The sequence below is a fragment of the Kordiimonas sp. genome (assembly GCF_048260245.1).
Lineage (GTDB): Bacteria > Pseudomonadota > Alphaproteobacteria > Sphingomonadales > Kordiimonadaceae > Kordiimonas.
Genome location: NZ_JBLXGZ010000030.1, coordinates 1 through 26,075 on the forward strand (window position 1 = coordinate 1; position 26,075 = coordinate 26,075).

23 protein-coding genes are annotated in these 26,075 nt (G+C 54.2%); 18 read left to right on the forward strand and 5 right to left on the reverse strand.

Annotated features, from left to right (window positions below):
* Positions 1 to 248 precede the first annotated feature (248 nt).
* The 5 genes from ACN0VM_RS13795 to mmsB all read left to right on the forward strand — a co-directional run bounded on the left by ACN0VM_RS13795 (position 249) and on the right by mmsB (position 7,908).
* The gene (locus tag ACN0VM_RS13795) at positions 249 to 1,754 is read left to right on the forward strand and encodes a CoA-acylating methylmalonate-semialdehyde dehydrogenase (RefSeq protein ID WP_417451473.1); all 1,506 of its coding nucleotides are present in this window, start codon (positions 249 to 251) and stop codon (positions 1,752 to 1,754) included.
* A gap of 137 nt (positions 1,755 to 1,891) precedes the next feature.
* The gene (locus tag ACN0VM_RS13800; protein WP_417451474.1) at positions 1,892 to 4,699 is read left to right on the forward strand and encodes a M16 family metallopeptidase; all 2,808 of its coding nucleotides are present in this window, start codon (positions 1,892 to 1,894) and stop codon (positions 4,697 to 4,699) included.
* Between the two features lie 92 nt (positions 4,700 to 4,791).
* Entirely contained in the window at positions 4,792 to 5,931 is a 1,140-nt protein-coding gene (locus ACN0VM_RS13805) for an acyl-CoA dehydrogenase family protein (RefSeq protein WP_417451475.1), read from the forward strand.
* Between the two features lie 4 nt (positions 5,932 to 5,935).
* Positions 5,936 to 6,988 carry an enoyl-CoA hydratase/isomerase family protein gene (locus ACN0VM_RS13810; RefSeq protein WP_417451476.1) on the forward strand — a complete coding sequence of 351 codons (1,053 nt, stop codon included), beginning with the start codon at positions 5,936 to 5,938 and terminating at the stop codon, positions 6,986 to 6,988.
* Complete coding sequence (gene mmsB / locus ACN0VM_RS13815; protein WP_417451514.1) at positions 6,985 to 7,908, forward strand: 3-hydroxyisobutyrate dehydrogenase; 924 nt, start codon at positions 6,985 to 6,987, stop codon at positions 7,906 to 7,908. Before ACN0VM_RS13810 ends, mmsB begins: the two co-directional genes overlap by 4 nt.
* Before the next feature lie 67 nt (positions 7,909 to 7,975).
* Here the strand turns inward: mmsB and ACN0VM_RS13820 are convergent, their stop codons facing one another.
* The gene (locus ACN0VM_RS13820) at positions 7,976 to 8,698 is read right to left on the reverse strand and encodes a LuxR C-terminal-related transcriptional regulator (RefSeq protein WP_417451477.1); all 723 of its coding nucleotides are present in this window, start codon (positions 8,696 to 8,698) and stop codon (positions 7,976 to 7,978) included.
* A 291-nt stretch (positions 8,699 to 8,989) separates the two neighbouring features.
* On the opposite strand from ACN0VM_RS13820, the gene ACN0VM_RS13825 reads away from it, so the two are divergent.
* The 4 genes from ACN0VM_RS13825 (at position 8,990) to astB (ending at position 14,223) form a co-directional block, all read left to right on the forward strand.
* Positions 8,990 to 10,249: a hydrolase gene (locus tag ACN0VM_RS13825; RefSeq protein ID WP_417451478.1), complete on the forward strand. Its 1,260-nt coding sequence runs from the start codon at positions 8,990 to 8,992 to the stop codon at positions 10,247 to 10,249.
* A 109-nt stretch (positions 10,250 to 10,358) separates the two neighbouring features.
* Positions 10,359 to 11,417: an arginine N-succinyltransferase gene (locus tag ACN0VM_RS13830; protein ID WP_417451479.1), complete on the forward strand. Its 1,059-nt coding sequence runs from the start codon at positions 10,359 to 10,361 to the stop codon at positions 11,415 to 11,417.
* Positions 11,414 to 12,889, forward strand: coding sequence for a succinylglutamate-semialdehyde dehydrogenase (gene astD / locus ACN0VM_RS13835; protein ID WP_417451480.1), 1,476 nt, complete (start codon positions 11,414 to 11,416; stop codon positions 12,887 to 12,889). The genes ACN0VM_RS13830 and astD overlap by 4 nt, the downstream gene beginning before the upstream one ends.
* On the forward strand, positions 12,889 to 14,223 hold the full coding sequence (astB, locus tag ACN0VM_RS13840; protein ID WP_417451481.1) for an N-succinylarginine dihydrolase: 1,335 nt from the start codon (positions 12,889 to 12,891) through the stop codon (positions 14,221 to 14,223). The genes astD and astB overlap by 1 nt, the downstream gene beginning before the upstream one ends.
* A 21-nt stretch (positions 14,224 to 14,244) precedes the next feature.
* Here the strand turns inward: astB and ACN0VM_RS13845 are convergent, their stop codons facing one another.
* Positions 14,245 to 14,835 (reverse strand): PAS domain-containing protein, encoded by a 591-nt coding sequence (locus ACN0VM_RS13845; RefSeq protein WP_417451482.1) that lies wholly within the window; start codon positions 14,833 to 14,835, stop codon positions 14,245 to 14,247.
* 348 nt (positions 14,836 to 15,183) lie between these two features.
* On the opposite strand from ACN0VM_RS13845, the gene msrP reads away from it, so the two are divergent.
* Positions 15,184 to 16,152, forward strand: coding sequence for a protein-methionine-sulfoxide reductase catalytic subunit MsrP (msrP, locus tag ACN0VM_RS13850; RefSeq protein WP_417451483.1), 969 nt, complete (start codon positions 15,184 to 15,186; stop codon positions 16,150 to 16,152).
* Complete coding sequence (locus ACN0VM_RS13855) at positions 16,152 to 16,781, forward strand: sulfite oxidase heme-binding subunit YedZ (protein WP_417451484.1); 630 nt, start codon at positions 16,152 to 16,154, stop codon at positions 16,779 to 16,781. The genes msrP and ACN0VM_RS13855 overlap by 1 nt, the downstream gene beginning before the upstream one ends.
* A gap of 8 nt (positions 16,782 to 16,789) precedes the next feature.
* Here ACN0VM_RS13855 and ACN0VM_RS13860 read toward each other — a convergent pair whose 3' ends face one another.
* Complete coding sequence (locus ACN0VM_RS13860; protein ID WP_417451485.1) at positions 16,790 to 17,242, reverse strand: MaoC family dehydratase; 453 nt, start codon at positions 17,240 to 17,242, stop codon at positions 16,790 to 16,792.
* Between the two features lie 148 nt (positions 17,243 to 17,390).
* Between ACN0VM_RS13860 and ACN0VM_RS13865 the strand changes: the two genes are divergently transcribed.
* The 7 genes from ACN0VM_RS13865 to ACN0VM_RS13895 all read left to right on the forward strand — a co-directional run bounded on the left by ACN0VM_RS13865 (position 17,391) and on the right by ACN0VM_RS13895 (position 23,780).
* Complete coding sequence (locus ACN0VM_RS13865; protein ID WP_417451486.1) at positions 17,391 to 18,935, forward strand: methyl-accepting chemotaxis protein; 1,545 nt, start codon at positions 17,391 to 17,393, stop codon at positions 18,933 to 18,935.
* Positions 18,936 to 18,939: 4 nt separating this feature from the next.
* Positions 18,940 to 19,335: a CidA/LrgA family protein gene (locus ACN0VM_RS13870; RefSeq protein ID WP_417451487.1), complete on the forward strand. Its 396-nt coding sequence runs from the start codon at positions 18,940 to 18,942 to the stop codon at positions 19,333 to 19,335.
* Positions 19,335 to 20,009 (forward strand): LrgB family protein, encoded by a 675-nt coding sequence (locus ACN0VM_RS13875; protein ID WP_417451488.1) that lies wholly within the window; start codon positions 19,335 to 19,337, stop codon positions 20,007 to 20,009. The genes ACN0VM_RS13870 and ACN0VM_RS13875 overlap by 1 nt, the downstream gene beginning before the upstream one ends.
* Positions 20,010 to 20,075: 66 nt before the next feature.
* The gene (locus tag ACN0VM_RS13880) at positions 20,076 to 20,963 is read left to right on the forward strand and encodes a DUF3108 domain-containing protein (RefSeq protein WP_417451489.1); all 888 of its coding nucleotides are present in this window, start codon (positions 20,076 to 20,078) and stop codon (positions 20,961 to 20,963) included.
* A gap of 96 nt (positions 20,964 to 21,059) precedes the next feature.
* Complete coding sequence (locus tag ACN0VM_RS13885; protein ID WP_417451490.1) at positions 21,060 to 22,370, forward strand: amidohydrolase family protein; 1,311 nt, start codon at positions 21,060 to 21,062, stop codon at positions 22,368 to 22,370.
* Positions 22,371 to 22,437: 67 nt separating this feature from the next.
* The gene (locus ACN0VM_RS13890) at positions 22,438 to 23,091 is read left to right on the forward strand and encodes a hypothetical protein (protein WP_417451491.1); all 654 of its coding nucleotides are present in this window, start codon (positions 22,438 to 22,440) and stop codon (positions 23,089 to 23,091) included.
* A gap of 56 nt (positions 23,092 to 23,147) precedes the next feature.
* Entirely contained in the window at positions 23,148 to 23,780 is a 633-nt protein-coding gene (locus tag ACN0VM_RS13895; RefSeq protein WP_417451492.1) for a hypothetical protein, read from the forward strand.
* A gap of 462 nt (positions 23,781 to 24,242) precedes the next feature.
* Here the strand turns inward: ACN0VM_RS13895 and ychF are convergent, their stop codons facing one another.
* Both ychF and pth read right to left on the reverse strand, forming a co-directional pair.
* On the reverse strand, positions 24,243 to 25,346 hold the full coding sequence (gene ychF, locus ACN0VM_RS13900; RefSeq protein WP_417451493.1) for a redox-regulated ATPase YchF: 1,104 nt from the start codon (positions 25,344 to 25,346) through the stop codon (positions 24,243 to 24,245).
* Positions 25,346 to 26,065, reverse strand: coding sequence for an aminoacyl-tRNA hydrolase (pth, locus tag ACN0VM_RS13905; RefSeq protein WP_417451494.1), 720 nt, complete (start codon positions 26,063 to 26,065; stop codon positions 25,346 to 25,348). Before pth ends, ychF begins: the two co-directional genes overlap by 1 nt.
* Positions 26,066 to 26,075: the final 10 nt, after the last annotated feature.

The window sequence follows — 26,075 nt, forward strand, 5'->3', positions numbered from 1 at the left end:
CGAAGCCGCGACAGATAACCTTTAGTTATATAACTAATTGTGAACTCTGAACTGCCAGCTCACATATCCCTTTGAATCGGTGCGAAGCCTGATTGTTTAATTTTCTGCATAAATGCACATAAGATAGTGCAAAACTTCTTAGTGACCTGCAATTTTGCATGAACTATGCTGCGCTCGAATTTGGGTGGAGTGCAGCAGATGAGCACCAAGGTTGCTGGGTGCTTGAATTTATATTTGGAGGATTTTCTATGTACGAACGTCATCATTACATTGGCGGTAAGGCAGTCGAAGGCACCAGTGGCCGTTTTGGGCCAATCTTCAACCCGTCCACGGGTGAAGAGGCTGGCAAGGTTGCGCTTGCGAACAAGGGTGAAGTGGAAGCCGCGATCGCAACAGCTGAAGCCGCCTTCCCTGAATGGGCTAACACATCTGTGGTGAAGCGCGCTCGCGTACTACAAAACCTCGTGCATATCCTTTACCGCGAAAAAGACAAGCTGGCTGAAGCTTTGTCGGCGGAGCACGGCAAAGTATTCTCAGATGCGCAAGGTGATGTGCAGCGTGGTCTGGAAGTGGCGGAGTTCGCCCAAGGAATCCCGCACCTTATCAAAGGTGAGTTTTCTGATAATGTCTCCACCGGTATCGATATGTATTCGATGCGCAAACCACTAGGTGTTGTGGCTGGAATCACCCCTTTTAACTTCCCGGCAATGATCCCGCTGTGGATGAGCTGCATGGCGATTGCCTGTGGTAACACCTACATTCTGAAGCCGTCGGAGAAAGACCCAACTGTGCCGCTGATGCTGGCCGATTGCTGGAAAGAAGCCGGGCTTCCAGACGGTGTGTTCAATGTGGTCAACGGTGACAAGGAAGCAGTAGATACGGTTTGTACGGACCCGCGTGTGAAGGCTGTGTCTTTTGTGGGCTCCACCCCTATTGCGCAATATGTCTACGCCACGGCCACAGCGCACGGTAAACGCTGTCAGGCCATGGGCGGTGCCAAGAACCATATGATCGTTATGCCGGATGCTGACCTGGAGCAGGTCACAGATGCTCTCATGGGTGCGGCCTATGGCTCTGCTGGTGAGCGCTGCATGGCGATTTCAGTGGCTGTACCGGTTGGCCAGGCTGTCGCCGACAAGATGGTTGAAATGCTGAAGCCTCGGGTAGAAGCGCTTAAGGTTGGTCATTCTATGGACCCGCTTGCCGAAATGGGGCCCCTGGTTACTGCCGACCATATGAAAAAGGTTCGTGGGTATCTTGATCTGGCTGAGCAGGAAGGCGCGGATGTCGTCGTTGATGGACGCGATTTCCAATATAATATGCAGGGCTATGAGAATGGCTACTATATGGGCGGTTCTTTGTTTGATCACGTCAAACCAGAGATGCGCACCTACAAGGAAGAGATTTTCGGTCCGACATTGCAAATCCTGCGCACCGAAAGCTTTGACGAAGCCGCGAGCCTGCCTTCGATCCATGAGTTTGGCAACGGCACATCAATTTATACCCGTGACGGCGATACCGCGCGTGAATATGTGAACCGGGTTGAAGTGGGCATGGTTGGTGTAAACGTTCCAATCCCTGTGCCGCTTGCGTTCCACACCTTTGGTGGCTGGAAAAATTCAGCCTTTGGCGACATCAACCAGCACGGTATGGAAGGTGTGCGTTTCTACACCAAAACCAAAACTGTCACTTCGCGCTGGCCTACGGGTATCCGCTCAGGCGCAGAATTTGTAATTCCCACGCTCAACGGTTAAATTACAGAGCCCGGAAGGCACATGCTTTCCGGGTTCATCCGTTGCGGGGGCACGATAAGAATAGTCTCAAGTATTCAGCGCCTTTGCGACGATTTTTGTGGTGGGCAGTTTGCGTCCACCCTTTATGACGCGGGGAGATGATTCTCATGAAGATCAAACATTTGTTCCTAGGTGCTGTCGCTGCGACAGCGCTCGTGGCTTGTCAGCCGGAACAGTCGGCGACCAATAAAGCAGACGCACAAAAAATGGTCGAGGCCCCGGGCCTCGATATGGAAGTGAATATTCCGTACGAGAAATTTACATTGAGCAATGGTCTGCGTGTGGTGGTGCACGAAGACCGCAAGGCACCGATTGTTGCCGTCAGCGTTTGGTATCATGTGGGCTCAAAGGATGAGCCCGAGGGCAAAACCGGCTTCGCCCACCTGTTTGAACACCTGATGTTCAACGGGTCTGAGAATTATAACGACGAATATTTCAAACCGTTCGAGGAAGTCGGCTCCACAAACATGAACGGCACCACTTGGTTTGACCGCACCAATTATTTCCAGAACGTGCCGACACCAGCCCTTGATATGGCGCTGTGGATGGAATCGGACCGCATGGGGCATCTCTTGGGTGCTGTCACACAGGAAAAGCTGGATGAGCAGCGCGGTGTTGTGCAAAATGAGAAACGTCAGGGCGACAACCAACCATACGGCCTTGTGGAATACCGCCAGCTTGAAGGCCTGTTCCCTGTTGGGCATCCTTACCGTCATTCCACCATTGGCTCGATGGAGGATCTTGATGCCGCCTCGCTTGATGACGTGAAAGGCTGGTTCAAGGAATATTACGGTGCGGCCAACACGGTTATTGTGCTCGCGGGCGACATAGATGCCGAAACAGCTAAGCCACTGATGGAAAAATACTTCGGTGACATTGAGGCCGGGCCAGCGCTCAAGCAGCATAAGGCGTGGGTACCAACCCGCACCAACAACACCATTGAAGAAATGGTTGATCAAAGCGCTCCACAGCGTCGTATTTACCGGGACTGGGCGGTTGCGCCCCGCACGTCAGATGATGCGCCGATGATGTTCCTCGCGGCTGAGGTTCTGGGTGGCGGTAAGAACTCCCGCCTGTATCAGGCGCTTGTCTACAAAAACCAGCTTGCGGTGAATGTGAATGTGTCCATGCAGCCGTTTGAACTTGCATCCATGTTCGAAATTGACGTGACCCTCAAACCGGATGCGGACGAGAAGGAAGCAGAGCGGCTGATTAACGAGGTGATGGCAGATTATCTCGAAAATGGTCCAACCGGCGAGGAACTTTCCCGTGCCAAAGCCAGCATTATGGCAAGCCAGGTGCGCGGTCTTGAGCAAATCGGCGGCTTTGGCGGCAAGGCCACGGCGCTTGCGCGGTCTGAGCTATATGCCGGTGATCCCGGCCATTATGGCCGCCAGATCGAAGAATTGAACTCAGCGTCGGCTGACGCCGTTAAGGCTGCATCCAGCAAATGGCTGGGGCAGGGCTATTACCAGCTGACGGTACGCCCCTATCCCAAGTATGAAACGGTGACGTCAAGCATAGACCGTTCCACCGGTATCCCTACCGTAGGTGAAATGCCTGACCTTACGTTCCCGGCTATTGAGGAAGGCGAACTTGAAAATGGGATGAAGGTGGTACTTGCCACGCGCTCAACCGTGCCGGTAGTTAATGTGGCGTTGCAGTTTGACGCAGGTTACGCTGCGGACATCGGCCGCCCGCTGGGCACTTCCAGTTTTGCTCTCAATATGATGGATGAAGGCACCAAAAATCGTTCGGCGCTGGAAATTTCCGCCGAGTCCGAGAAGTTGGGTGCCAATATTTCAACCGGGTCTAATCTGGATATGAGCACGGCGACTTTGTCTGCGCTCAAGCCCAAGCTGTCGGAATCCCTGGCTCTCTTTGCTGACATTGTGCGCAACCCTGCCTTTGATCAGGAAGAGATGGACCGCCTGCGGCAGCGCTGGATCGCGACCATTGCGCAGGAGAAGTCGCAGCCTGTGCAGCTTGCACTGCGCACGCTGCCGCCACTGCTATATGGCGACGGCCACGCCTACGGTATCCCTTACACCGGCTCGGGGACAGAAAACGCAATCGAAGGGCTGACCCGAGATGACCTTGTGAAGTTCCACACGGACTGGATCAGGCCCGATAACGCCACGGTCTTTGTGGTGGGTGATATCACCATGGAGGAGGCGATCCCCGCACTCAACAAGGCGTTTGGCAACTGGACTGCGCCAGAAACCGTGATGCCTGAGAAGAACATTGCCGAGGTTGCGCTGCCTGAAAAAGGCCGGGTGATTATCATGCACAAGCCGGGCTCGCCGCAGTCGCTTATTCTTGGCGGACACCTGTTCCCGTCTACGGGAGACGAAGGCTATCTGACACAGGAAATGGCCAACAGCATTTTGGGTGGTGAGTTCACCGCGCGGGTAAACATGAACCTGCGCGAGGACAAAGGCTGGGCGTATGGTGCCTATACCTTCACGACCGATGCGCGCGGCCAGCGCATGTGGCTTGTCTATGCCCCTGTGCAGACCGACAAGACCAAAGAGTCGCTCGCGGAACTCGGTAAAGAGTTCAGCGACTATCTTGGCGCGCGTCCGGCAACGCAAGAAGAGCTGAGCCGTATGGTGAAAAACCAGACCAACAGCCTGCCCGGGCAGTTTGAGACCTCGGGTTCTGTGCTAGGCAGTCTGTTGTCCAACCAGCGATTTGGCCGGTCAAACGGTTATGTGCCAAGTCTGAAGGCGAAGTACCAGGGGCTGAATATCGACGCCATCAAGGCTGAAGCGAACGCTCATATCATGCCGGGCAGGGTGCTTTGGCTTGTGGTCGGTGACCGTGACCAGATCGAGGACGGTATCCGGTCTCTCAACCTCGGCGAGGTCGAGGTTTGGGACCAGAACGGCAACAAGCTCGACTAGAGAAAAATGTATGGCGGGTCGCAGCTGTGGCCCGCCACATCCGCCAACTGGGGTGGCGGTTTTGGAAGTTATGATTACGCAAGGGGACCGTCTTGGACTTTTCACTCAATGAAGACCAACGTGCCATTCAGGATATGGCGCGTTCTTTCACGGCAGACATGATCACGCCAGACGCGCATGTATGGGATGAAGATAAAGTCTGGCCACGTGATGTCGCGCGTGCCGCGGGTGAACTCGGTTTTGGCAGTATCTACGTGTCGGAAGAGGCCGGGGGCTGTGGCCTCAGTCGAGTGGAAAGTGTGTTGATCTTTGAGCAGCTTTCCATGGGGTGTCCGTCCACAGCGGCCATGATCTCTATCCACAATATGGCGACATGGATGATCGATTGTTTCGGCAATGATGAGCAACGCGCTCGTTTTGTGGGTGAGTTGGCAACACTTGAAAAGATGGCAAGCTATTGCCTGACCGAACCTGGGGCCGGCTCAGATGCTGCGGGACTCAAGACCAAAGCTGTGAAAAACGGCGACGACTATGTGCTCAATGGCTCAAAGGCCTTTATCTCGGGTGGTGGTGAAAGCGACGTTTATATCGTGATGGCGCGCACGTCTGATGATGGTGCCAAGGGTATCAGCTGTTTCATTGTTGAGAAAGACACGCCAGGACTGTCATTTGGCGCGCAGGAGAAAAAAATGGGCTGGCACAGCCAACCCACGGCTGCCGTCATGTTCGACGACTGCCGCATTCCGGCTGCGAACCTCATAGGCGAAGAAGGGCAGGGTTTCAAAATCGCGATGCAGGGCCTTGATGGCGGTAGGTTGAACATTGCGGCTTGCTCACTTGGGGGGGCTCAGCGCGCGCTGAATGAAGCCGTAACATATACCAAAGACCGCAAACAGTTTGGCAAGGCGATTGCAGATTTTCAGGCTACCCAGTTTCGTCTCGCAGATATGGCAACGGAGCTTGAGGCAGCTCGCCTGTTGCTGTATGCCGCTGCGCAGAAAGTGAGCAACAAAACACCAGATGCCGCAAGCGCTGCCGCCATGGCCAAGCGTTTTGTCACCGACACCGGCTTTGACGTTACCAATGCCGCGCTCCAGCTACATGGCGGGTATGGCTACCTGCAGGATTATCCCATTGAGCGTATCCTGCGCGACCTTCGGGTGCACCAGATACTTGAGGGCACAAACGAGATCATGCGCGTGGTAATCTCCCGCGCGCTGTTGAAGGACTGATTATATGACCGACGCTGAAGTATTGTTTGAAACTCGCGGCACTATTGGCCTGATTACGCTTAACCGCCCGAAGGCACTCAATAGCCTCACCCACGGGATGTGCGTTGAGGTGAAGCGTCAGCTTGACGAATGGGCGATATCGCCTTCGGTGCAGGCTGTCGTGGTTGTGGGCGCGGGCGAAAAGGCCTTCTGCGCCGGCGGGGATGTGGTGAAGGTCACCCAGTCCTACAAGGCAGGCACTAGCGAGTGGCGTGATTTCTTCCATGACGAATATCTCATGAACATCGCCATTGCTGAATTCCCGAAGCCGTACATCAGCCTTGTGGACGGTATCGCCATGGGGGGCGGTGTGGGGGTTTCAATTCCCGGTGACCTATGGGTTGCAACCGAGAAAACCATGTTCGCCATGCCGGAAACCGGGCTTGGCTTGTTCCCTGATGTGGGTGGCGGCTGGTTTCTGCCGAGGTTGCCGGGCGAGACGGGCATGTATCTTGCGCTCACCGGCGCGCGCATCAAGGCTCCGGACCTTTATGCGCTTGGTATCGCCAGCCATGTTGTGGCGTCGGACAAAATGGGCGATGTGATTGCGGCCCTTGCGAACGCAGACATCAAGGACCTTGATGACGTGCGTGCGATACTTGACGGGTTCCACAATGATCCCGCCCCTGCACCACTTGCCGAAGTGATGGACGACATTGACGCGGCTTTCGCGGGTATTTCCGTTGAGGAAATTCTGGAAACCTTGGCTAATAACCCGGACGAGTGGTCGGCAAAACAGTTCAAGATACTGATGAGTAAGTCACCCACCAGCCTCAAACTGACCTATGCACAGCTCAAGCGCGGTGAAGCACATGACAACTTCCGCGACAATATGCGCATGGAATACCGCATGGTGAACCATGTGATGCGAGGCAACGACTTCTATGAGGGCGTCCGGGCCATTCTTATAGACAAGGACAATGCGCCTGTCTGGAAACCGGCCAGGTTGGACACCGTGTCGGACAGGGACATCGAAGCCTATTTTGAAAATCTTGGTTCGCAAGAGCTGAATATCTGAGTTTTTATTCGAGAGGGAAGACTATCATGCCGCAAACAATCGCATTCATTGGTCTTGGCAATATGGGCTTGCCCATGGCCAAAAACCTGCTGGGCGCCGGCTACCGCGTTTTTGGCTTCGATCTGTCGGCGGGCGCGCTCGCGGCATTCTCGGAAGCCAGCGGCAAGCCTTTCACCGATGTTGGCGACGCGGTGAGGGAAGCGGACGTGGTGATAACCATGCTGCCATCCGGCGCTATTGTTAAGGGCGTTTATGAAGGCGATGACGGCGTGTTTGCCAATGCCAAGAAAGGTGCATTGCTGATCGACAGTTCCACCATCGATGTGGACACTGCGCGGGCAGTTGCGACCGCCGCAGCGGAAAAAGGCTTTGAAATGGTCGATGCGCCAGTCTCTGGTGGTGTGGGTGGTGCCGCCGCGGGCACTCTTGCCTTTATGGTGGGCGGTACAGCAGAAGCCTTTGAACGCGCCACACCGGTGCTCGAACCCATGGCAGGCAAAATTGTGCATTGTGGCCAGTCCGGCAATGGTCAGGCGGCCAAAGTGTGTAACAATATGCTGCTGGCGATCTCAATGATTGGTGTGTCGGAAGCCTTTAACCTTGGTCGCGCGCTGGGATTGGATGATCAGGTGTTTTTTGACGTGGCGTCTAATGCGTCCGGCCAGTGCTGGTCGCTGACCTCCTATTGCCCCGTTCCCGGTCCTGTCGCGACATCGCCCGCCAACAATGACTATAAACCAGGTTTTGCAACGGCCCTGATGCTCAAAGATTTGCGCCTTGCCATGCAGGCCGTGCAGTCATCTGGCGCGAATACTCCCATGGGGGAAAAAGCGGCAGAGATTTATACGGCGATGGACAATGCTGGCCACGGCGGTGTCGATTTTTCCGGTGTACTCAAGCATCTGGCGGGTAAGCTTTAAGACGAACCCACACACAGAAAAAGGGCTGCCGGAGGCAGCCCTTTTTCTACTCGAAACTTGATATCCCTTAGCTCGCGGCAGCATATGCCCAATCACTGTGCGCGCCGGGCTTTTGGCTTGCGTTTCCCACCGCGCCATAGCGGATAACCGCTTGCGTGCGGTTTGAAACACCCAGCACCTTGAAGATGGCGTGCATATGCGCCTTCACAGTGCCTTCGGCAATTGAAAGCCTTGCTGCGATCTCTTTGTTGGGAAGGCCGTCGGCTGCCATCGCGAGAATTTGTTTCTGGCGATATGACAGACGACCGAGATCAACGCCTTCAATCGCCGGGCGACTGGACGCTGTGTTTTCGCTGAAGCGTTCAAATTCATGCTTCAGCGCGCCGCGAACGTCCGGGCGGGAAGGTTTGTTTGCTACGGAACCAAAACCGTCAAGCGGCAGTTTCAGCGCGCGGCGGATAGCTGTTACCATCTGGCCGACGCTGGCGTTACGAAGTACGGTGACAATATTGCCGGTATCGCCGATGTTCTGCCCTTCGCGGTCCATAATCGCAACCACTGCGGCGTCAGGGTAAAGCCTCTGCACAAGGCGCAGGCAGTCCGTGCCGTCTGCCCCAAGGCTGGTTGGGTGGATAACGATCAGGGACAGTTTGTCGTGGCTGGCAGTTTTGGCCAGAAACTCGTGCTGGCTACCTGCCTCCATCACCTCACCAAAGTTACTTGATACTGAGATGACTTCCTTCAGGGAAAGGCGGATCAGTTCTTCGCCGTCTACAATTAGTGCTTTCATTTTATACATCCTCGCTGTTGTTTTTCGTCCCGTCGACCTTTTCGGTTCTCTCTTAGGACAACTGGTCAAGATAACCTCCTCATGTTTCTTTTGAATTTTTGTGAAAAAAGATTAGCAATAAAGTGCTTGAACTTTGGTCGAATGCGATGAGGCGAGCAGCCTTTGCGGTGAAGTTCTGAGGTTTCTGGCGGTATACCCCCTAAGTTTAGCAGCGCTTGACGCGGAGGGGGTGCTCCCTTAATCCTCAGGGCAATGGATACCCGGATTCATGCATGACGACAGGGAGCTTTCATGTCCTCACCAATTGCTGCGCTGAAAGAAAACCTTGCGGTGCAAACCGCACTTTCCAACATTGATGCGCGGCAGTGCGAGATGGTCGACACGGTGCTTGAATGGTCGCGGGTCAATAGTGGTAGCCGTAACCTGAAAGGTCTCGCTGAAATGGAGCGCCGGGTACTGGATGCGTTCGCAGTTCTGGCGCCTGAAGTGGAGCTGATCGACCTTGAAGACGGCGAAATGGTCAATGAAGTGGGCGAGGTGGTAACGATGAAAAATGGCCGCACTATCCACCTGTTCAAACGTCCGACTGCAAACCGGCGTGTCTTGATGACCGGTCACACCGACACCGTGTTTGCAACAGACCACAAGTTTCAGGAACCTGTCTGGCTGGATGGCAATACCCTGAACGGTCCTGGTGTCGCTGACATGAAGGGCGGTATTCTTGTTATACTCAATGCGCTAATGGCGTTTGAAGAAACACCGCTGGCTGAGCATGTGGGTTGGGAGGTGCTGTTATCGCCCGACGAGGAAACCGGCTCACTCGCCAGCGCAAAAATTCTGGCGGACCGGGCGAAATCAGCGGACATAGGCTTGACGTATGAACCTGCGCTGGCAGACGGCACACTTGCGGGCGCGCGTAAAGGCAGTGGCAACTATACACTGGTGGTGCGCGGCAAGGCAGCCCACGCCGGGCGGGAATTCCACAATGGTCGTAATGCGGTGGTTGCGCTTTCCAGCATGATCACTGCGCTAGCGTCCCTTAGCGGGGAACGAGAGGATATGACGGTAAACCCAGCGGTGATCAAAGGCGGTGTCGCTCCCAATGTTGTGCCGGATATGGCGTGGTGCCGGTTTAACGTTCGCCTGAAGGAGCCGGAACATGCGGCATATTTTGAGCGCAAGGTCGGTGAAATTGTCGCAGCGTGGGACGGTGTGGATGGCTATAGCGTGACGCTACACGGTGGCATCAATCGCCCGCCCAAGGCGCTGTCTGACGCTAATATCATGCTGATGGACGCGATCCGGGATTGTGGCGCTGAGTTGGGCATCAAAGTGGACTATGTGCCCACGGGTGGTTGCTGTGAAGGCAACAACCTTGCAGCCGCCGGTTTGCCCAATGTGGACACACTGGGCGTGAGGGGCGGAATGATTCATAGCGCGGATGAATTTGTTTGCGTGGACAGCTTCAAAGAAAGAGCTAAGCTGTCTGCACTGATTCTGATGGCCTTTGCAAGCGGACAGCTTGACAACGTCATAAAGGCCAAGGGATGAGACGCGCAGGAGGAGACTAGGACGCGCGTATCACTCCCTTCATGGCCGAGCGGCCATGAGGCAACCGGGGCCCTCACATGCTGCCCGGATCTAAAATGAGGATTAACTCATGTTTGTGGTGCGACCAGCACGATTGCAAGATCTTGATGGATTGCAGGCGCTTGCCCGAAAAACGGGAACCGGCCTGACAACACTGCCTGATCACCGACCAACCCTTGAAGCTAAAATTAAGGCGTCCATTGAGGCGTTCGATGATCCGGAAAACTCCGGTGAGCAGCACAGTTATCTGCTGATACTCGAGGACCTGACCACAGGCAAGATTGCCGGAACCAGCGCCCTTATCGTTGGTCTCGGGCTTGATAAACCCTTCTACAGCTACCGTCTTTTGCATCTGACACAAGTCAGCCACGACCCGGAGATGCGTGTTGATACAGAACTGATGCAGTTGTCGAACGATTTCATTGGCGCAACCGAAGTGGCGACTTTGTTTCTTGATCCAGACTACCGCATCGGCAAACTGGGTAAGCTTCTGGCAAAATCGCGCTACATGATGATTGCGGCGCATCCGAACCGTTTTTCCGATCAACTGATTGCAGAAATAAGGGGCTGGGTCGATGAGAAGCATCACTCCCCGTTCTGGGAGGCAATTGGCAGGCATTTCTTTGGCATGAGTTTCAAGGAAGCAGATGAGATCAACGGCCGTGGTAATAGCCAGTTTATCGCGGACCTGATGCCCAAGTTTCCTATTTACACGGCGCTGTTGCCTGAGGCTGCCCGTAACGTGATTGGCAAACCGCATGATGGGGCAAGGCCTGCGATCCATCTTTTAGAGAAGGAAGGGTTTAGGTTTTCCGGCGCGGTCGATATTTTCGACGGCGGACCGGAGCTGGAGGTCAACAAGCGCGACCTCTGGACAGCACGTGTGAGTGTGCAGGCCACAATCGGTGGTCTTGTTGACGGCGACCGTCAGGACCCGACCCATCTGGTCTGTAACCCGTCCATTGATACATTCCGGGTCGTGCTGACCAATGTGATAGAGGGAGCCAGCGGTGTCTGGCTGCCAAAGAGCGCAGCGGATGCGCTTGAACTCAAGGAAGGGGATAGTGTGCGCTACAGCCCGGTGGAGCCTCCCAAAGAAGGTACAGACATGACGGGAGGTTCGGCATGACGCATTATATCGCAGGTGAATGGACACAAGGCTTAGGTGCTGAATTTCGTTCGGTTGATCCATCGTCAGGTACGGCGATATGGTCGGGCAACGAAGCAACCGGGGCTCAGGTGGAAGGTGCTGTAAATGCGGCGCGCCTCGCCTTTGACGACTGGGTCATGGCGCCATTTGAGGCCCGGATTACGGTTATCCGTCGTTATGCCGAACTGTTGACCGAACGCAAAAGCGAGCTTGCGAAGCTCATTGCCCAAGACGCGGGCAAAACGCTTTGGGATGCCACCGGTGAGGCCACGGCGATGGCCAATAAAATCGAAATATCGCTTACCGCCTACGCGGAGCGTACCGGCTTCAAGGAAGCGGTCAACGGAGCAGTCCGTTCAAAGCTAACACACCGCGCCCATGGTGTGATGGCGGTGTTTGGCCCCTACAATTTTCCGGGACACCTGCCAAATGGTCATATTGTACCCGCGCTTATCGCTGGCAACACGATTGTCTTCAAGCCGAGCGAACAAACCCCGGCAGTGGCCGAATTCATGGTGAAAATATGGGTGGAGGCAGGCTTGCCCAAGGGTGTGATCAACCTTGTACAGGGTGGGCGCGAAACCGGTGCGGCGCTTGTGGCTGCGGAAGGCATTGACGGGCTTCTCTTTACCGGCAGCGCCCGCACAGGCCTTGCGATTTCGCGACAACTTGTTGATCGGCCTGAGGTTATTCAGGCGCTGGAGATGGGCGGCAACAACCCGCTTATTGTGCATGAGGTGAAAGACAAGCAGGCTGCAGCACTGATTACCGTATTGTCTGCCTTTATCAGTTCGGGCCAGCGCTGCACGTGTGCCCGCCGCCTGATTGTCCCTGAGGGTGCGGATGGAGACGCTTTTGTCAACTGCCTTACCGAGGTCATGGACGGCATTTCCGTTGGCGCCTGGAATGATGCGGAACACGCTTTCATGGGCCCGCTTGCCAGCGTTGGTGCGGCTGAAGCGGTGCTGCGCGCGCAGGATAGCCTGATGGCAAAAGGCGGGGTACCGCTGCGCAAATGTGAAAAACTTGGCCGCGGTGATGCCTTTATCACGCCGGGGCTGATGGATGTCACGCATGTGGAGGACAGGCCAGACGAAGAGGTCTTTGGACCCTTCCTGCAGCTCATTCGCGTGCCTGACTTTGATGCAGCAATCAAGGAGGCGAATAATACGCGCTTTGGCCTTGCTTCAGGGCTTTTATCTGACAGTCGTGCACTTTATGACGCCTTCTACCCGCGCGCAAAAGCAGGTATCGTAAACTGGAACCAACAGCTTACCGGGGCGGCATCCACCGCCCCCTTTGGCGGTATAGGCCTGTCCGGCAACCACCGGCCCAGCGCCTATTATGCGGCGGACTATTGCGCGTATGGTGTTGCGACGATGGAGCAGGCTGAGGGCAAGGTTGCCGTGGGCGCTCTGCCTGTCGGCCTCACGCTCAAAGGAGAGAAATAATGGCATGGCGCGAAGTGAATTTTGACGGCATCGTCGGGCCAACCCACAACTATGCAGGCCTGTCTTATGGCAATGTCGCTTCTGCCAGCAACAAGGGCCACATCGCCAACCCGCGCGAAGGCGCGCTTCAGGGGCTCGAGAAAGCCACGCACCTCATGGGGCTCGGCATGACGCAGGGGGTCTTGCCGCCCCATGACCGGCCAAGCCTGCGGGCACTGCGGGCCCATGGCTTTACGGGCAGCGATGCAGCGATGCTGGCGAAGGCGTGGGAGGCAAGCCCCGCGCTTGTAGCAAATGTGACATCATCGGCCACCATGTGGACTGCAAATGCTGCAACGATATCGCCGTCAGCGGATACTGCAGACGGGCGTACCCATTTTACGCCTGCAAACCTGGCGGCCATGTACCACCGGTCGATCGAATGGCCCGTGACCGCGCGTGTGCTCAAGACGATTTTCCCGGAAGGGGACCGGTTTGCGCATCACGAAGCCCTTGAGGGTGGCACCCATATGGGGGACGAAGGCGCCGCCAACCATAACCGCTTTTGCGCGGATTATGGCGACGCCGGTGTCGCCTTGTTTGTTTATGGCCGCGGCGCATTTGAAAAGGCGGATGACCTGGTCTATCCGGGCAGGCAGACGCTGGAAGCTAGTCGGGCTGTGGCCCGTCAGCATGGCCTGAAGCCTGCAAAAGCACTGTTTGTGCGCCAGAACCCTGCGGCTATTAATGCAGGCGCCTTCCATAATGATGTTGTGGCTGTCGCTAATCAAAATGTGTTTTTCTATCATGAGGATGCTTTCTTGCACCCAGATCAGTTGGAGCGCGACATCAAGGACACTATGGCGGGGGTTGATATGCGTTTTATACGTGTACCGCGCGCGCGGGTGCCGCTAGCTGACGCGGTAAAGACGTATCTGTTCAACAGCCAACTCGTCTCTGTGCCGGGCCGGGAGGGCATGACCCTCATACTGCCAGGTGAGGTTGCCGAGGTCGCCTCAACCAAAGCCTGTGTGGAGGACCTCGTCGAGAGCGCTGGCCCTATTACACACGCCGATTATCTCGATGTAAGGCAAAGTATGCGCAACGGTGGCGGCCCCGCCTGCTTGCGCCTGCGCATTGCATTGTCGGATGACGACATGGCGGCGCTGGGCGCGCGAACGGTGTTGGATGAGGGTTTGATCGCAACATTACAGGCCTGGGTGCAAAAACACTATAGAGACCGTGTGATGCCGGAAGATCTTGGCGATCCCGCGCTGATGGTGGAAGGTTTTACAGCGCTGGATGAGCTGACGCGTATACTGCAGCTCGGCAGTATATACGATTTTCAGCAGTAAGTGCGAGCGGTTCAGTGCAGCCTAACTGTGGGCGTCAGCGTTGTCGTTGGCGCCCTTTTTATCCGATTCCGGTATGCCTGCACCAATATCGAAAAAGCGGCGCTCTACGAGTTTGGCTTTCTTGAAGTCCACGGCGGCGAATTCTTCTTCCATCTGTTTCCCTTGAATCACAAAGCCTGTTCCGACGAAGTAGCGGACGTTATGAAAGGGATCCAGCAAGGGCATTTGCACGGTGCGATAGACGAAAGGCTTGTCTGCAAAATTGATCATGGAACGTGTGATGAGGCCCGCGCATGGTTGATCTCGCAGCGACTGATAATAGGCTCTTTCCTCGGCCACCAGTTCGGGCGGTGTCATGTCGAAAATATTTTTCCCGGTCATATCCAGCCCGATAAGTCGGTCAAGGACTGTGCCCGCCTGCACAACGACAAGGGCGTCGTCGCCGTACCATTCGCTTAGAAATACTTCAGGCAAGGATCCATTGATTCGGGCTGAGGAGAAGTCGGCTCGTTTTGGGCACACATGCCCCTCCGGGCGTGGCAGATTGAGCCAAAAACGGACAAGCTCCTGCGTCGCTTTCGAGTGGTGTAGCGTTTCAAGAACGTTTTTCATCAACGCCGGGGCCTTCACTTTGTCTCCACTTCCAGGCCAATGCATTTTGGCTATCGCGTGTTTTTATGAGCCAACAATTTTTCGGGTATCTATATGTCCTGATCATATACTGGAATGAGGCATTCTGCCGCTGTTTTAGAAAACACAATAAAGAAACCTGAAAACGTCACTGCGCTGGCAGTTTTCGCTCACTCCGAGAATAGTCAAACATGTCATCAAATTTAGCAACCCCCCGTGACATCATCCGCGCGATAACGGTGCTCTCATTTTGCTCACGCAGTTGACATCCAGACGTGACTGGAACTTGCGATTGCCCATGTTAAGCTTGAAGGCAAGGAGAGTATTCGCATGATAATTAAGTCTCAGAAGTCCTGGTACACCTCAGAAAATGATGTGACGCCGGAGAAGCTTTATCTGAACCGCCGGTCATTCATTGCCGGGACAGCAAGTTTAGCTGTCACCGCCTCGGTGGGGATGGGCGCCGGAAATGCAGCTTTTGCCAAAAATGACCGTATTCTTGCGCCGCTCCCGTTCAGGGATTCGGGCTACGGAACGGCTGAACCTCGGACCCCGGAAGAGGCTGTGACATCATATAATAATTTTTATGAGTTCGGCACCGGCAAGTCTGATCCGGCGGAGAATGCATGGCGGCTTCAGCCGAAGCCTTGGTCGGTTAAAGTTGAGGGGCATGTGTCACGTCCAGGCATCTATGACTTTGAGGACCTCATCGATATGGCTGCACTTGAGGAGCGTATCTATAGGCTGCGTTGCGTTGAAGCATGGTCGATGGTCATTCCGTGGATTGGAGTTCCGCTGTCTTCGATTATTAAAAAGGTTGGGCCCACATCTGGTGCGAAATATGTGGCGTTTGAAACTTTGGCCGACAAGAAACAGATGCCGGGCGTGAAAAGTTTTTTCAATGTGCTGGACTGGCCGTACCGCGAAGGCTTGCGAATGGATGAAGCCATGAACGATCTCACGTTCATTGCGGTTGGGTTATATGGCAAGGAGTTGCCGAATCAGAATGGCGCTCCGCTCCGGTTGGTGGTGCCATGGAAATATGGTTTCAAGTCTATCAAGTCTATTGTGCGGATGAACTTTGTTGAAGGTCAGCCAAAGACTAGCTGGAAAAAATCTGCCCCTAGTGAATATGGCTTCTATTCCAACGTGAACCCTGAGGTGGACCACCCGCGTTGGAGCCAGAAGCAGGAACGACGGATTGGAGAGTTTGGTCGCCGTGAAACCATGATGTTTAACGGTTACGGAGAAGAGGTCGCACATCTTTATGCAGATATGGACCTGAGGAAAAACTATTGATGGTGGTGCCGTTGCGCGTCTGGCGCTTTGGGGTCAAGCCAGTTGTCTTTATCGCTGCCTTGTTCCCTGCCTTGTGGTTGGTGCATGAGTGGACGCTTGCGTTCCAAGGGCACCCTAGTTCGCTAGGTTTTAACCCGAATGAGACATCCAACCGGTTCTCGGGGGACTGGGCGCTCAGGATGCTGTTGCTAACTCTTGCGCTCACTCCTTTGTCGCGCCTGTTGAAGTCGTCAAAGCCATTGTTATTCCGGCGCATGCTAGGGCTGTTTGCCTATTTTTATGTGTGCTTGCATATGCTGAGTTATATCTGGCTTGATATGCTGTTTAACTGGCCGGAGTTGTGGGCTGATGTGCTGAAGCGCGTGTATATTACGGTTGGCATGGTCGCTTTCATCATGCTGACGCCACTGGCGGTGACCAGCACCAAGGGCATGATAAAGCGCCTTGGCGCCAAACGGTGGCAGCGCCTTCATAAGCTAGTTTATATCGCCGCGCCGTTAGCCATCATCCACTTTTTTATGATGCGAAAAGGCTTCCAGTTGGAGCCACTTGTATATGGTGCGATACTATTTGCTCTGCTTGCGCTCAGGCTTGTCTCAAAGCGCAAGCGAAAATCCATAGAGGCGTAACTTGATGCTTAGGCCGGACGTTTGGCCACCATGGCGTTGCCGCGCATGATCATTACGGTTTCGCCCCGCTGGTTTTTGATATGATAGGTTGATTTGACAAGCCCGAGCTTTGGCCGTGATGCGGAATCCCGCTTAGCTGTGGTCTCCCCTTCTGCCGACAAAATATCGCCGGGAAAAACGGGGCGTTTCCATTCGATTCCGTCGATGCCAGGGGAGCCAAGGCTGGCCAGGCCGCGCTCTTTCATATGATCCACCATCATGCGCATCATCATAGCGCATGTGTGCCAGCCGCTGGCGCAAAGGCCGCCAAAAACGGAATCCTTTGCAGCTTCTTCATCAAGATGGAACGGTTGTGGGTCGTATTTACCGGCAAATTCAATTACTTCTTCACGAGTGACTTCGTAATGGCCAAACGTCTCTTTTTGACCAATGACAAGGTCTTCATAAAAAATTTCAAACATAAAATAGGCTCCCTGATTCTTATGTGAATTGGGCCGGTTTACCGGTGAAGTCAAGCAGTTAACTATTAGACAATCTCAAGCCAGTATGCTTGCATGTCGCGGCGGTTGTCGATGTTATTGCGCCGTTAATTATGTACCTGGGGGTCGTATGGATAATCTTTCAACAATTCGAACCAAAGTGGTTAAGGTTCTTCTTTCTTTTTTATGGGCACACGTTCCGGCAGCCTTTGTTCATGGCTGGTGGGCAGATAGCGGAAATACGCTTTGGGTGGCTGGCACAATCGCGTTGTTTGCGCTTCTGGCAACCCTCGTTGTACGCACAAGTGGTGAAGCCGCAGGGCGTATGGGGTTGGCATTTCTAATGGTGTTGACCGTCGGGGCATTGGTGTCGCTATATGCCGGGCATCCTTGGCAGAAAGATGTACATTTGTATTTCGCGACAGTGATCGCCTTGATGTCGTCTACTTTTTGCTGGCGTACCCTTGCTGTAGCGTCGGGAACCACGATGCTCTATCTGTTTGTAATGAATCTGGCTGCTCCCCATTATCTATATGGTACTGAGGGTAGTATTCTCGAAGTGGGCTTTGAAACACTCGCCTTTGGGGTATTAAGTGTTGGTCTGCTCTGGGTAACAAATTTGGTGCGAGACCTTTTTCAGACGGCAGCTAAAGAACATGAAAATGCATTGAGCGAAGCTGAGCGCGCCCGGGAAGCCGGCTCACGGGCAGAGTATGCGGCCAAGGAAGCGCAAGAGGCTGCTGTTGCTGCAGAATCAGCACGGCATGAGGCGGAAAGCTTGCGCGCCCAGCAGGCGGAAAATGAAAAACAGGCATCGCTGGACAAGCGCGCTATTCTAGAAGGAATTGCGCAGGAATTCGAGCTAACCGTGCAGCAGATCGTGCACGAGGTAGTTTCAATGTCAAAGGATATGAAGTCAACGGCATCGTCGCTGCAAGGGCATGCTCAGGAGGGTATGCAAAGCGCGGAGAAAATCAGTTGGGCAACCGAAGATGCTTCTTCAAACGTTGACGCAGTCTCTGGCGCAGCAACGGAGCTGTCTGGCTCGACGTCCGAGATTGCCCAGCAAGTGGATAAAACCAACCAGCTAACCTATGATGCGGTTTCTCAATCGGAAAGCGTCGCTGAGCGGATCAGCATATTGTCGGAACGTGCACGGGAAATCGAGTCAGTCGTTTCCCTTATCACTGAAATCGCGGAGCAAACAAATTTGCTTGCTTTGAACGCAACAATCGAAGCAGCTCGCGCGGGTGAAGTGGGGCGGGGCTTTGCGGTTGTGGCGACGGAGGTGAAAAACCTTGCAGGTGAATCTGCGCGAGCCGCAGATGGCATTCATGAACGTATAGCTGCGGTGCAGGAAGCTACCAATGCAGCGGTGGATGCAATCAGTGCCATCAATGAAGTGATCCGCAACATCAATGCCGGCGCGACAGCGATTGCCGCAGCGGTTGAGGAACAGGACGCCGCAACGCGGGACATTGCGCAGTCGGTCCAGAAAGCATCGGACGGTTCACGTTCAGCGGCGGAGAATGCCAAGCGGGTCGAGGAAAAGGCCCGTCAGTCCGAGATGGGCGCAATGACAGTTCTCGCCGCTATTGAGCAACTTGAGACATTGGCAGACAGCCTCTCAGGTCAGACCGATAGTTTCCTTGTTCAGATCAGGGCGGGCGCCTGAGGCTATGATGAAAAAAACGTCAGGAGCAGGCAGGCAGCGCATTCTACAAACCGCTGTAGGCATCGGTTTTATGTTGCTCTTGGTGCTTGCTCTTGATGGTCTCGTGAAGGGGTTCGCCCTGCCATTGCCTGCTACGGTGCTGGCAATGGCCGCGCTGACAGTTTTTTTTATTTGGAACAAGGGAGTACCGGGATTTCTCGATGCCGGTGCGCGCGGGCTTTTTCGGATATTTCCGCTTCTGTTCATCCCAGCCTTGGTGTCAACGGTTGAAATACGGAACTTTATTGCACAGCAGTGGGTAGTTTTGTTGTTGATAGTGACCTTCAGCACCTTCGCTGGCTTGGTTGCCTCAGTGCTGGTCTACAGGATGGTCGCTGCCCGCGGCCAGGAAGGGAAATAATGCCGGGTATCTGGCTGGTGTTCACGGTGGTACTTTTTGGTTTGGCAGATTGGGTTTACCGGAGGTGCGACACCCCGGCGTGGTTACACCCAACGATTTTGCCCACGTCGGTATTGATCGCGGCTTTTATGCTGACGGACCTTTCATACGAAAACTTTGTGGCAGATACTCGCGTGCTCGATATGGGGCTTCTGGCTGCCGTGGCTGCGCTTTCCGTTCCGCTGTTTCGAAATCTGGCGGTTATGAAGGCAGAAAAAACGGCGATTATGGCGGCTATCATCGCGGGCTCGGTTACAGGTGTTGGTACCGCATTGGGCTGTATATATCTGCTTGATGGCGCGAACAGTCTGTATGCAAGCGTGGTTACCAAGTCGGTTACGACACCTATTGCTGTGACCGTAGCGGAAAATATCGGCGGCTCAGCACCGCTAGCGGCCTCCATCGTGATCGTCACTGGCTTAATGGCGGCCATTTTCGGCCCTGCGATTATACGCAAACTTGGCACGGACGATGATATCCTGACCGGGATAGCTCTCGGCACTGCAGGGCATGCCATTGGCATGGCCGAGGGTATACGGCGTAGCGAGTTGATGGGGGCTGCCGCGGCTTTTGCGATGGCGGCCAATGGGCTGGTGACGGCAATTGTGCTGCCTCTTTTGTGGCGTGTGTTATGAATTCGCTTTGTGGCTTGCCGGAGTTGCGGCAGATTTGCCGCGTAAGAAAAACAAGGCGAGGGCCATATGACGGCATTCATTATACGAACCCTGGCATCTTTGATTGCCATCATTTCAATGGCAGCTAACGCAACAGCGGAGCGTGTAGAGGCGACCTATAATTTTATCTGGAATGGCTTTGTAGTTTTTACTGCAGAGGCCGTCCTTGAACAGTCCTCCGCCAGTTATGCCATCAATATGAATGTTAGAACCCGTGGCGTCATGCGGCTTTTTAACCGAGGAGAGGGCGACCTAAGTGCCGTGGGCACTATTGGCCCGGACGGGCAAATAGTGGCTCGGCATTATGTCTCGAAGGGGCGTTGGAGCGGCGATGATTATCGCAAGGAATTATTTTTTGACGAGACGGGAAAATTCATACGCTGGGAACGCGACTGGCCAGATGAGTGGCTCGAAGATTACGAACGGGCAGCTGTTCCCGAGATCATGCAGTATGGCCCCGACGGCTTATCGTTTTTAATGTTACTCCTTACGGAAAGCCCCCCGGCAGCAACCCGTGTTTTTGACGGTGATCATGTAATGGAAATCAGGTTAGCGTGCGCGCGGGGGAGCGAATTAAAGGATAGCCGCCATTCACCGATCAAGGGGGCAGCAACCAAATGCCAGTTTGAATCTGAAACTGTCGCAGGGGAATTGATTGAGACCGAAGAGCAACAACAAAAACGATTGAAAGAAGAAGAAAAGGCACGAAAGAAGGCTGAGCGATACGCCCGTAGACATCAGGGCGAAGACGAAGACGCCGAAGAGGATGAGGCGGGTATTCCCATCTGGTTACAGCAGATTGAAGAGCTGGGTTATACTCTGCCGGTAAGGGCCAGCTTCAAGTCGGATTGGGGTACCATACGCATGTATCTGAAAGAATTGAAAACGTCAGATGGTGTGCATCTGAAGCCATAAGCTCGGATTGAGGTGTGACACCACTTTGAATTTCAATTTGCTTATGACAGACTGCGCACAAATGAAACGTCACGAATTTCTGTGAAGGGGAGAGTAATGAAAAGTATATTGAAAAATGCCGTAGCCGGGCTCGCGCTTGCTGCAGCGGGAAGTTTTGCAGGCAGTGCAATCGCTGAGGTTACGGTGATCCATGCTGGCGAGTTGTTGGCGACACCCGGCAAGGCGCCCAAAAAAGAGCAGACCGTCGTGATTGAGAACGGCAAAATCAAAGCCGTGCAAGCAGGTTATATTGATGCTGCTCAGTATGGAGACGACGCCACCGTTGTCGATCTTAAGGACAGTTTTGTCATGCCCGGCCTGATGGATATGCATGTGCACATACAGGGTGAGCTAAGTCCATCTGGCGATAGCGAGACACTGCGCTGGTCGTCCGAGGAAGTGGGCATGCACAGCGTATATTTCGCCAAAAAAACACTGATGGCAGGCTTTACGACAGTACGCGACCTTGGCGCAGGGTCACCGCAACATGTTTATGCCCTGCGCAATGCCATTGATCGTGGTTGGGTGGACGGGCCGCGCATTGTTGCGTCGGGCGGCGTGTCTCCTACCGGTGGCCATGGCGATGTTGATGGCATGCGTCATGACCTGTTGGAGAAATACACAAGTAAAACCATCTGCAACGGACCATATGATTGCCGCCGCGCGGTGCGCGAAGCGGTCAAGTACGGCGCCGATGTTATCAAGATTACGGCAACGGGTGGCGTGCTCTCTGATACCAATACGGGTACGGGTCAGCAGATGACCGATGACGAACTTAAGGAGATTATGGATACGGCACATAGCCTGGGTCGTAAAGTTGCGGCACATGCTCATGCGGCGGAAGGCATCAATGCAGCGCTTCGTGCCGGTGTGGACAGTATCGAACACGGCTCCTACGCTGATGCTGAATCCATCAAGCTTTTCAAGAAGTCTGGTGCCTATCTGGTTCCGACGTTGATCGCAGGTGATACCGTGGTGCAGATGGCAAAAAGCAGTGATTTCATGTCGCCCGCGATCAAGGCAAAAGCCTTGCGTGTCGGCGGAGACATGCTGAGCCATTTTGAGGTTGCACACAAAGCGGGCGTTAAAATCGCGTTTGGCACCGATAGCGGCGTGTCTCGGCACGGCATCAATGCAGAGGAAGCGCTGCTGATGGCCAAAGGTGGCATGGAGCCTATGGAGATTCTTGTGTCTGCAACAGTGAATGCTGCTGATCTTGTCGGTATGTCGGAAAGCTTGGGCACGATCGAAGCAGGAAAACATGCTGATATCATCGCAATGCATGGCAGTCCGCTGGAAAACTTGGATGAGCTGCTTGACGTAGACTTTGTCATGAAGGCAGGTAAAACCCTTAAAAACAAAAACTAGTCATTCAATACAAAGGGAGGGCGGTTGGTTGTTGGAATGAGCCCTCCCAGCACGGAGATTAAACCATTTGCTGACGAAAATTCAGGACTCCAGAGCTTTCCTCGGCGCGTTGGCGTTGTTGATCGTGGGCGTCATTATGGGCTTTAAAGTTGGCTTTTTCTTCTCGCCCGAAATCTTTGGTACTGGCATGCTTACGTCGCGCTGGTGGTGGGAAATTGTTCTCAATCTACAAATACTCTGTCTCGCCTTCATGTGGTTCTGTCATCACAATAGGCTGCTGCAGTCTTCGGGCAGGTGGCGCCTGCGGGCCGTAGTGAATTTCATTGTTGGTATGATATCGGTTTCCTATCCGGTCATGTTGTTGGTGATAGGGGCGTATTACGACTGGTTCCGCGTGCCACCGCCGGAAGCTTCGGTCGTGCGCCTGATGCTTTTAGCTTTAGGCCTTTGGGCTCTTGGGGCATTCGTCGTGCCCATATTCACAATACTATTGGTAGGCAATCAGAATTTGGGCGATTCAGGGCGTGCGCTTGGTTTGGAACCGGTCGCATGGATAAAATCTTTTTGGCCTGGTTTCGTAGTGGCCGCGATTATTATAGTTGAAATCCTGCGGGACAGCACAGTGCTTTATATGTTCGTACCGCTTTTCATGTACTGGCAAGGTGCATTGCCTTATCTTAAGAAAGCTAAACACGGCTCGCCGCGCGATAGTGATATTTAGTTACCGGAATTGCGCCCGCCTTGCTAAACTTCGTTTGGTATGGAAAGGTGAAAGACGTGGCCATCAAGGTATCATATAACCGTGCAATCCTGACCGCGATCGCGATGCTGATTACCGGCTGTATCCTTAGTTCCATGAGCATGTCTTTTTTTCAAAGCCTGCATGACGTCGGCCTCAGTCGGTCTCGCCTGTGGTGGGAAATTGTGCTGAACCTGCAGATCCTGTGCGGAGCGCTTGTCTGGTTTTCCTTCGTGGAACGTATAAAATCCGCGACCGGCCATATATATTACATTCGCGTTGCCCAGTTTCTGGTCGCTCTCGTGGCTGTATTGCTCCCGGCACTGATCGGCTTTGCTGGTATTGCAATGGGCTGGTTTGAAAAACGTCCCGATATTGCCTCTCTCAATCTGTTGATCATTGCCTGCCTCCTGCTGTGGTGGTCGGGCTTGGCTTTACCAATTGTTGTAAGACGCCTTCTTGAAGGCCATTGGGAGATACCTCCCTATGTTCGCTTTCCCGGGGTTATGTCATTCTTTGTGCGGTTATGGCCGTTTCTTCTGGTCATCGCTCTTGTATTGTTCGAGCAATGGCGAGGTGGCTTGACACACTATATCTATTCCCCCTTTCTCCTGTATCTTCAGGGTGCCCTGACTTACGTGATACGATCGGTCCGGCTGGTTCGGTCATGATATGAAGATATTTCATGAAACCAGCGATTATACTGACGGTTTGGTGAGAAGGGCACTTCTCCCACAGCAGGGTATTCCTGTTCATATGGAGAATTATAGACTGGAAGCATCATGCCCCATCTCGGCTTTTCCGCGCGATGCCGTTAATGGGGGGCGATAGAGAGGTGGGGCTCGCACATAGCCTGCTTGATCACTGTGTAGCCTGTGACCTTCCCGCTGCCGACATGACCGATGCCTGCGAGAACTGCGCGCAGCGGATGAAGTCCGCTATCGCTCTGTTTTATGGGCACCACTTCTTGTGCTGTTTCATCTGTTCATGCCTGCGCCGGGCGGTAGACACCGCAAATGCAGGTTTTTTGGGCACAGGCCTCAGTTGGGCGGCCCAGATTTAAACAAGCGGCTCGCGGCCTTGATTGTAGTAGCCTCTTTGCTGACGCTGTGGATGTGTTATTGGGCGCAGCTTTAGTTTGCGAAGCGGAAGTGCAAAACGTCGCCGTCGACGACGATATATTCTTTGCCTTCCAGGCGCATTTTGCCACCGTCCTTGGCTCCCTGCTCTCCGCCAAGGCCGACGAAATCATCATAGGCTGTGGTTTCAGCCCTGATGAAGCCTTTTTCAAAGTCGGTGTGGATAACGCCAGCGGCTTGTGGTGCCTTCGTGCCTTTGGTGATCGTCCATGCACGGGCTTCTTTGGGGCCGACAGTGAAGTAGGTGATGAGTTCGAGCAGATCGTAGCCTGCACGGATCACGCGCGCCAGACCCGTTTGCCCAAGACCAAGCGTCTCCAGAAATTCGCCTTTTTCGTCTTCGTCTTCAAGCTGGGCAATCTCTGCCTCAACAGCCGCTGAAATAACAACGCAGCCTGCGCCTTGCTTGGCCGCCATGTCTTCTACAGCTTTGGAGAATTCGTTGCCGGAGGCGGCGTTGTCTTCGTCTACGTTGCAGATATAAAGGATTGGCTTTGAGGTCAGAAGCTGCATGCCATGCAGGGTTTGCGCTTCTTCCTCGTTGTTAACGGCCACAAGGCGGGCGGGTTTGCCCTCTTTCAACAGCGGTATGACACGTTCTATCATATCCATGGTAAGCTTGGCTTCTTTATCGCCGCCACGGACCCTGCGGCCGAGGCCGTGAATGCGGCCTTCAAGGCTTTCGAGGTCTGCAAGCATAAGCTCAGTCTCAATCGTTTCTGCGTCGGCAACGGGATCTACACGGCCATCCACATGGGTGATGTCGTCGTCCTCAAAGCAGCGCAACACGTGGCAGATGGCGTCTGTCTCGCGGATATTGGCTAGAAACTGGTTGCCGAGACCTTCCCCCTTGGATGCACCGCGTACAAGGCCTGCGATATCCACAAACGACAGTTGTGTCGGGATAACCTCTTTTGAACCAGCGATCGCGGCGAGCTTGTAAAGGCGTTCATCCGGCACTGGTACCTGACCCACGTTTGGTTCGATAGTGCAAAACGGGTAATTGGCAGCCGCGGCATTCGCCGTGTTGGTAAGCGCGTTGAAAAGTGTCGATTTGCCAACGTTCGGCAAGCCGACAATGCCACATTTGAAACCCATTATTTGTCTCCTTTACCCGCGCGGCCCATCAGGGCTTTCAGCGCGGCGGCCATCGGGCCATCATTCGTTTTTGTCGCTTTGGCTTTAGAAGGGGAGGCCTCTGCGGTTTTATCTATTTCCGCCGCTTTTTTACTGCTGCCACCAGGGCGCTGTGGCTGCAGACGGCGAGCAACCTCGGTCATGAAACGCGGGTTATCGCGGTTCGCCAGAAAGGGCACTTCATTGGCGATAGCATCGAGCATCTCCGCTAACGGCTCTTGTTCCGCCTTGGCAAAGTCACCAAGCACGTGCCCATGGACCCGGGTTTTATCGCCCGGGTGTCCAATGCCTATACGCACACGCACAAAATCGGCGCCAATATGCGAGGTGATGGACCTTATCCCGTTATGACCCGCTGCTCCCCCGCCAGCCTTGACCTTGATCTTGCCAAAAGCCAGGTCAAGTTCATCATAGAAGACAACCACATCGGCCGGGGTGAGTTTGAAAAAGCGCATGGCTTCACCCACTGACTGGCCTGAGTTGTTCATGAAGGTTTGCGGCTTTAGAAGCAGGACTCTTTCGCCGCCCAGCCGACCTTCAAAGGTTTCAGCTTGCCAACGTTTGGGACCGGCCGAAAAATTATGGCGCCCAACAATCCTGTCGAGCGCCATGAAACCAACATTGTGCCGGTGTTTCTCATAAGCGCTGCCGGGGTTGCCTAAACCGACAAATAGCAGCATGGGAAATTCC